This is a genomic window from Burkholderia sp. Cy-637 (genome assembly GCF_011753175.1).
GTDB classification, from domain to species: Bacteria; Pseudomonadota; Gammaproteobacteria; order Burkholderiales; family Burkholderiaceae; genus Burkholderia; species Burkholderia gladioli.
The window spans coordinates 41,698-49,315 of the sequence record NZ_VWWC01000036.1 but is presented as its reverse complement, the minus strand read 5'-3'; the positions used below and the strand labels follow the sequence as shown (position 1 = coordinate 49,315).

5 protein-coding genes are annotated in these 7,618 nt (G+C 69.2%); 4 read left to right on the top strand and 1 reads right to left on the bottom strand.

The window, feature by feature from the left end; genetic code table 11:
- The coding region (locus tag F3J10_RS13000) for an aldehyde dehydrogenase family protein (RefSeq protein ID WP_167242261.1) at positions 1-1,291 on the top strand (1,291 nt) is incomplete at its 5' end.
- Positions 1,292-1,563: 272 nt separating this feature from the next.
- A complete protein-coding gene (locus F3J10_RS12995) occupies positions 1,564-2,364 on the top strand; it encodes a hypothetical protein (RefSeq protein WP_166913419.1) in 801 nt (266 codons plus the stop codon).
- Between the two features lie 10 nt (positions 2,365-2,374).
- On the opposite strand, the gene F3J10_RS12990 is transcribed toward F3J10_RS12995, so the two are convergent.
- On the bottom strand, positions 2,375-3,601 hold the full coding sequence (locus F3J10_RS12990; RefSeq protein ID WP_167242260.1) for a phytanoyl-CoA dioxygenase family protein: 1,227 nt from the start codon (positions 3,599-3,601) through the stop codon (positions 2,375-2,377).
- Positions 3,602-3,719: 118 nt separating this feature from the next.
- Between F3J10_RS12990 and F3J10_RS12985 the strand changes: the two genes are divergently transcribed.
- Positions 3,720-4,760, top strand: a complete 1,041-nt coding sequence (locus tag F3J10_RS12985) for a LacI family DNA-binding transcriptional regulator (RefSeq protein ID WP_017919242.1) — start codon at positions 3,720-3,722, stop codon at positions 4,758-4,760.
- A gap of 619 nt (positions 4,761-5,379) precedes the next feature.
- A complete protein-coding gene (locus tag F3J10_RS12980) occupies positions 5,380-7,500 on the top strand; it encodes a TonB-dependent siderophore receptor (RefSeq protein ID WP_025097934.1) in 2,121 nt (706 codons plus the stop codon).
- The last annotated feature ends 118 nt before the right edge of the window (positions 7,501-7,618 follow it).

Here is a 7,618-nt window from a genome sequence, read left to right as displayed (position 1 = left end):
GGCCCGCGCCGCGCTGCCGGCCTGGCGCGCGACGGCCAGCGCCGAGCGCGGCCGGCTGCTGCACGCCATCGCCGATCGCATCGAGGCGGACCGCGAAGCGCTGGCCGCGCTGCAACGCGAGATCAGCGGCAAGCCGCCGGTCGAGGCCGACATCGACGTCGGCGACGCGGCCGCGACCTTCCGCTATTACGCCGAACTCTGCGAGCAGGCCACGCTGTTTTCTCCCGAATCGATCGCGATCCCCGGCGCCGAAATCGCGGCCGAGCGCGACTACCAGCCGGTGGGCGTGGCCGCGCTGATCGTGCCGTGGAACTTCCCGATGGTGACCACCGCCTGGAAGCTCGCGCCGGCGCTGGCCGCCGGCTGCACCGTGGTGCTCAAGCCCTCGGAGCTGAGCTCGCCCGTCGAGCATCGCCTGATCGCCCACGTGCACGCGGCCGGCGTGCCGGCCGGCGCCGTCAACGTGGTGAACGGCGGCGCCGAGGTGGGCGCGCTGCTGAGCTCGCATCCGCGCATCGACAAGATTTCCTTCACCGGCAGCACCGCCGCCGGTCGGCACGTGATGCGCGCGGCCGCCGAGCGGATGACGCGCCTCACGCTGGAGCTGGGCGGCAAGTCGGCGCTGGTGGTGCGCGAGGATGCCGACCTCGCGCTAGCGGTCTCGCTCGCGGTGGGCGGCGCCTTCACCAATGCCGGGCAGATGTGCTCGGCCACCGCGCGCATCCTGGTGCATCACACGCTGCATGGCGCCTTCATGGCCGCCTTCGAATCGGCGGTGCGCGAGCTGGTGGTCGGGCCGCCGCAATTGAGCGAGGTGGCGATGGGCCCGCTGATCTCGGCCGCGCATCGCGCGCGCGTGAACGCCGCGCTCGAGGCCGGGCTGGCCGCCGGCGCCGCGATCGCCTTCGAGGGCCGGCTCGATCCCGCTTGCGGCGACGGCTTCTTCCGCGCGCCGGTGGTGATCGACGAACCCGCGCTCGACAATCCGCTGTGGACCGAGGAAGTGTTCGGCCCGGTGGCCTGCGTGAAGTCGTTCCGCGACGACGAGCAAGCCATCGCGCTGGCCAACGACACCGCCTATGGGCTGGTGGCCACGGTCGTCACGCGCGATGCGGACGCGGCGCGGCGCTATACGCAGGCGCTGCGCGCGGGCCTGGTGTGGATCAACACCCCGCAGCTGATCTTCCCGCAGGTTTGCTGGGGCGGGCTGGGGCTCAGCGGGATCGGCCGCGAACTGGGCCTGGCCGGGCTGCGCAGCTACCAGGAACTGCGGCACCGGATCTCGGCTTGAGGGAGCGGCGCGCGGCCTGCCGCGCCGTGCCGCGGCGCGTGTGAATCGCTCCGTCGCCACGCGCGCGGCACCGCGAACGCATCGTCTCGAAGCAGGCGAGCGCCATCCCGCGCCGGCCCCTCGATGTCACGCGGCTGACACGAAACGGCGGGCCGTTTCGCAGGCCGTTTCGCAGGCCGTTTCGCCGGCCCTTCCCGGGCCTCTCGATCGCAGGCCAAGCGAAAGCTCGGCCCACTAGAATCGCGGCGAGACCAACCCGGGAATCCCTCCCCATGAAAATCAAGACTAGCTGGATGCTGGCGCTGCTGGCCACGCCGATGATCTGCCGCGCCGACGGCATCCCCGCGCCGACCATCACGCCCGGCGACACCTGGACCTACATCAACACGGCAGAGACCGGGCCGAACGGCTGGCGCCAGTCGCACGACAGCATCGTCGCGCTGCGCACCACCGCCGATCACATCTATGTCGAGACCAAGACGGCGAACTCCCCCCAGGCTCCGATCGAATCGATCTCGGGCCTCGACTGGAGCCGCGCGCGCAATGTCAACGGCACCGAGCAGGTGGTCAGCCGGCCGCTGGCGTTCCCGCTCGGCACCGGCAAGCAGTGGGAGGTCAAGTTCACCGAGCAGCAGCCGAACGCGCGCCTGAGCTCGCGCACCTACGACACCAGGATGCGGGTGGTGGGCCACGAGGCGATCGACGTGCCGGCCGGCCATTTCGATGCGATCAAGATCGAGGGCGAAGGCCAGTGGACGGCCGACCTCGCGCCGACGCAAGTCGCCGGCAGCACGGTGGTGCACGACAACAACGGCGTCACCGCGATCGCGCATGCCGGCGGGCAGAAGGCCGTCACCACCACCGGCCGCCTCTACAAGGCGGTCTGGTACGTGCCCTCGGTCAATCGCTGGGTGAAGACGGTCGAGGAGTACTACAACCCGAACGGCACGCGCGCGCAGCGCCTGTCCTCGGAACTCGAGTCCTTCCATTCGGGCACGGCGCACGGCGGCACCGCGCCGAGCGCCGCCCAGGCGCCGGCATCGGCCGTCAATCCCGCCACGCCGGCCTCCTGAGCGCCGCGCTTCAGGACGCTTCGCGGCGCCAGGCGTGTTCGGCCAGCGCCGCCGATAGCGCCTGCTCGGTCCAGTCCTCCGCCAGCGCCTGCCGCAGCAACTGCTGCTGGCTGGCCGGCGCGAGGCCGCCCAGCGGCGGATCGCGATCGAGCCGGGTGGGGAACGGATAACCCTCGGCACTCGATGCGATCACGGCCTCGGCCTGCGCCTCGTCCAGCCGCCCCGAGGCGCGCCAGGCGTGCAGCACCGGGTAGAGCCGCTCGCACATCGCGCGCCGGTCGAGCGTCTCCATCGCGCGGCCGTAGGCGGAAGACACCTGCAGCAGGTTCGCCATGCGCTGCACGTCGGCCGTGCGATTCTCGCCGGCGGCATGGAACAGCGCGGGGTTGAAGAACAGCGCATCGCCCTTGCGCAGCGGCAACTGCACACAATGGGCCTCGAAATAGGCACGGAAATCGGCCCGCCGCCAGGCGACATAACCAGGCGCATAACGCTGCGAATACGGCAGCAGCTTGGTCGGCCCGCTCTCGACCGGCATCGCGCCATGCGCCACCGCGCCCTGCAGCGTCAGCAGGGCCGACATGCGATGCACGTGCGCCGGGTAGCGCGCGGCCTGTTCGGCGCTCTGGAAACCGAGGTGGTAATCACGATGCGCCTGCTGCGCGGCGCCGCCGGGCCGCACCACGTTGACCTGCGAGGTCATCTGGTAGGCCGGCCCGAGCCAGGCCTCGGCGATCGCACGCAGCGCGGGATTGGCGAAATACGCCGCGAACACCTCGGGCGCCTGCCGGCACAGCTTTTCCTGCGCGTTCCAGATCCGGTCGTTCGCGCCGGCCCGCGCGAAGTGATCGGCCCCGCCGCCGCCCTGCTCGCGCTCGGCGTGGATGATCGCCTCGAACACCTCGGTGGCGGCGTCGACCGGCGCCGTGTCCTCGTAGGCATGGGCCAGCACCAGCACGCCCGCGCCGTGCAGCAACACCTCGGCCCATTCGGCCTGCCAGGCCATCAGCGCCTCGCGATCGCGCCACACGCCGCGCAGGTCGCGGCAATCGTAGATCGGCACCTGCCTCAGCAGCTCGCCGGCGCGCGCCGGCCTTCCATGCTCGCGCTCGCCGCGCCCGAGTTCGGCGACGAAGGCCTCGAGCGAGCAGCCCGCCTCGCTGAACCAGTTCGGTTCCGGCTCGGCATCTCCATTCGGAATCCTGTCGAATACTTGCGCTTGCGCCCGGCTCGTCATCGCTTCGTCTCCCGCCTGTCGTGCAGGCATCGTGATGCGAAACGAGTATAGCGATGCACGATCGATTCGAACTATCATCGATCCATCAAGAACACCTCAAATCCGGATCGCCGAAATCATGGCCCACAAGTTCCTGGTCAAGGAAATCGCCCTGCAGGCCGGCGTCGGCGCGGCCACCGTCGATCGCGTGCTGAACGGCCGGGCGCATGTGCGCGACCACACGCGGCGACGTGTCGAGCAGGCGATCCGCGAACTGGAGAAGCAGGCGCGGCAGCTCGATGCGGCCGGCCGCAAGCTGATCGTCGACGTGCTGGTGGAGGCGCCCGCGCGCTTCGCCGACGAGATCGGCGCGGCGCTCGATGCCGAGCTGCCGGGCCTGCATCCGGCCGTGTTCCGCCCGCGCCTGCTGATGCGCGAGACGCTCGGCACCGCCGAGGTGGTGGAGGCGCTGCGCGCGATCGGCAAGCGCGGCAGCCACGGCGTGCTGCTCAAGGCGCGCGACGAACCCGCCATCGCCGAGGCGATCGCCGCGCTGCATGCGCAGGGCATCCCGGTGGTGACGATCTTCACCGACCTGCCGGGCTCGGCGCGCCTGGCTTATGCGGGGCCCGACAACCGCGTGGCCGGCGCGACGGCGGCCTGGCTGATCGGGCAGTGGCTGGGCGAGCGCTCCGGCAAGGTGCTGGTGACCCTGAGCGACGAGCGGTTTCGCGGCGAGGAGGAACGCGAGATCAGCTTCCGGCGCGCGCTGCGCAGCCGCTACCCGAAGCTGGGCCTGATCGACGCGAGCGGCGGCCACGGGCTGGACGCGGCCACCGGCGAGCGCGTGCGCGCCGCGCTCGGCAGGCGGCGCGAGATCGTGGCGGTCTATTCGATGGGCGGCGGCAATGCGGCGATCGTCGCGGCGCTGGAGGCGCGGCGCCTGGCGCCGGTCTGCTTCGTCGGCCACGACCTCGATCGCGACAATATCCGCCTGCTGCGCGAGGGACGCCTGCACGCGGTGCTGCACCACGACCTGCGCCAGGACCTGCGCGCCGCCTGCCAGCACCTGATGCACTTCCATCGCCTGCTGCCGGCCGGCGCGATCGCGCCGTGTTCGTCCCTGGTGGTGATCACGCCGGAGAACATCCCGGCGCACATCGCGGCCCGTTTCGCCTGAGCGGGCGAGGCGCCCGAGGTCGATTCGCGCCGGCCCGCTATCGTCTGAAAGATCGATGCGAGCACAACGAAACGCATCGTTTTCACTCGATTGGACGATTCATCCATCCAGTAGATGGATTTCATCAAAATTACTCATATAACGAAAAATTAACAATGGCATAGTGCCGGAGCCTCGATTTCCACCACGGTCCACGGACCGTCCCGGGAGCGCCAAGCCAGTTCGTCGAGATCACGACAGCCAGGTGCCGCCAGCCGGAAAACGCTTGCCCCGCAACGCCCGCCCGGGTGTCGGCCAGCGTGAGCCAGCGCATCGACCTTCAGCCCGAAGCGCGCGCGACGTCACCCTCGTCGCCGCCGACGCCTAGCGCCGAACCGCAATTCCCCTAGCTGTTTCCCGTGTGTCGCTCCGTTCCGGCGCGGCCATTTCCCTTACGGAAGCCCTCGCACGAGCATGTCGGACACGCAGCAAACCGCTTACAAATAAACATGATTCTCATTCTAATTCCGCCCATCGTTTGCCGATAAGCCCGGCATCCGGTGCGTACTTCCGGCATGTTCGCTACCCGCGAATCCGGCGGCAACCCATCTCGACACACGACAACAGGACACATCGCATCATGGCAAGGACTGGCCGCCATTTCACCGAAACCACCCGCCTGACCCGCTGCGCGGCGCTCGCCGCGCTCGCGTGCCTGTCGATCGCGGAGCCGGCATTCGCCCAGGAATCCGATCCGAAACCGAAGGAGCCGCAGAACACCACCGTGCTCGACACCATCAACGTGTCGGGCGACTGGCTCGGCAGCGGCCTGCAGAACAGCGTGAAGACCTTCGCGGGCGCGCGCACCGTGGTCAACCACCAGGCGATCGAGGACAGCGGCGCGTCGAGCATCGCCGACGTGCTGCGCCGCGTGCCGGGCGTGCAGGCCACCGACAACTCGGGTTCGGCCGGCAGCGCGATCTCGCTGAACATCGGCGTGCGCGGACTGACCGGTCGCTACGCGCCGCGCTCGACCATCCTGCTCGACGGCATTCCGCTGGCCTTCGCCCCCTATGGGCAGCCACAGATGTCGTTCGCACCGATCAGCCTGGGCAACATCCAGTCGATCGACGTGGTGCGCAGCGGCGGCTCGGTGCGCTACGGCCCGCAGAACGTGGGCGGCGTGATCAACTTCCGCACCCGCGACATCCCCAGCCAGCCGGGCCTGACCGCAGACGCCACGATGCGCGAGAACATCTACACGCACGGCGGCGCGAGCACCCAGTACAGCACCTTCCTCGGCACCCAGATGGACAATGGCCTGGGCGTGGCCCTGCTCTACTCGGGCATGGCCGGCCGCGACTGGCGCGTGGGCAGCGACGAAAGCGTCAACGACCTGCAGTTGAAGTGGCGCTACGAGCTCACGCCGAGCTCCGAGCTGTACGGCAAGTTCTCCTACTACGACGTCAAATCGCATACGCCGGGCGGCCTGACGGTGGCGCAGTTCAATGCCGACCCGTTCCAGAACACCCGGCCGACCGACTTCTGGTACGGCGACCGCAAGGGTTTCGACGTCGGCTACCTGAACACCATCTCGGCGAACCAGGAATTCGAGATCCGCACCTTCTACAACGACAGCTACCGCACCAGCTCGCTGATCAACGCGGCGCGCACGCAGTTGCAGGACCAGCCTCGCACCTACTCGGTGTACGGCATCGAGCCGCGCTTCACCCAGCGCTTCTCGCTCGGGCCGACCACCCATGACGTGACGGTCGGCTATCGCTACATTCGCGAGCGCGGCACCGACAACAGCTTCAACCAGTCGATCCTGACCGGCATCCTGACCAGCCCGACGCGCTTCGACAACTCGACCGACGCGCATGCCGTCTATATCGACGACAAGATCGCCTTCGGCCGCTGGCGCCTGACGCCGGGGATCCGCTACGAGCACATCGAGTCGGTGCGCCGCGACGACATCTTGAACCAGAGCTTCGGCTCGAAGAACAACAAGCCGCTGCCGGCGGTGAGCCTGTCCTACCTGCTGACGCCGGCGCTGACGCTGTTTACCGACTACAGCACCTCGTTCGGCCCGGTGCAGAACACCCAGCTCAACTCGCAGTCGGCCACCAACCCGCTGCAGCCGGAAACCGCCAAGACCTTCGAGGTGGGCGCGCGCTGGACCAGCCGGCAGATCCACGCCGAGGTGAGCGCCTTCAACATGCGCTTCGACAACCAGATCCAGCAGATCGTGGGCGTGGTGCCGGCCACCTTCCAGAACATCGGCGCGACCCATCACCAGGGCGTGGAAACCGCCTTCGACTACGAGTTCGCCGACGACGGCCCGCTGCGCGGCCTGGACGCCTACATCAACTTCACCTACACCAAGGCGGTGCAGGAGTCGGGCCAGTTCGCCGGCCGCGACGTGCCGTTCTACTCGCGCTTCACCGATACCATCGGCGCGCGCTACAAGACCGGCGCCTGGACCTTCAACGTCTCGAGCACGCACCAGAGCGCGCAGTATTCGGATACCGCGAACACGGTGGCCGAATCGGCGGACGGCAGCGTCGGCCGCGTGCCGGGCTTCCGCGTCTGGAACCTGCAGGCCGACTGGAAGATCCCGAAGATGAAGGGCAGCACGCTGACCGCCGGCATCAACAACGTCGGCGACGCGCGCTACTACACGCGCAACGTCGACGGCAACGCGGGCCGCATGGTCGGCGCGCCGCGCACCGTCTACGTGCAGGGGCACTTCGTCTACTGAGCGGGCTCGGCCGGGGCCGCCGGTCCTGGCCGCTCATCAGGCAAACGGGGCACCGGGGGCGCACGCACTTGCCGTGTCGCGCCCTCGGTGCCCCACCTCGCTTCAGGCGGCGCCCAGG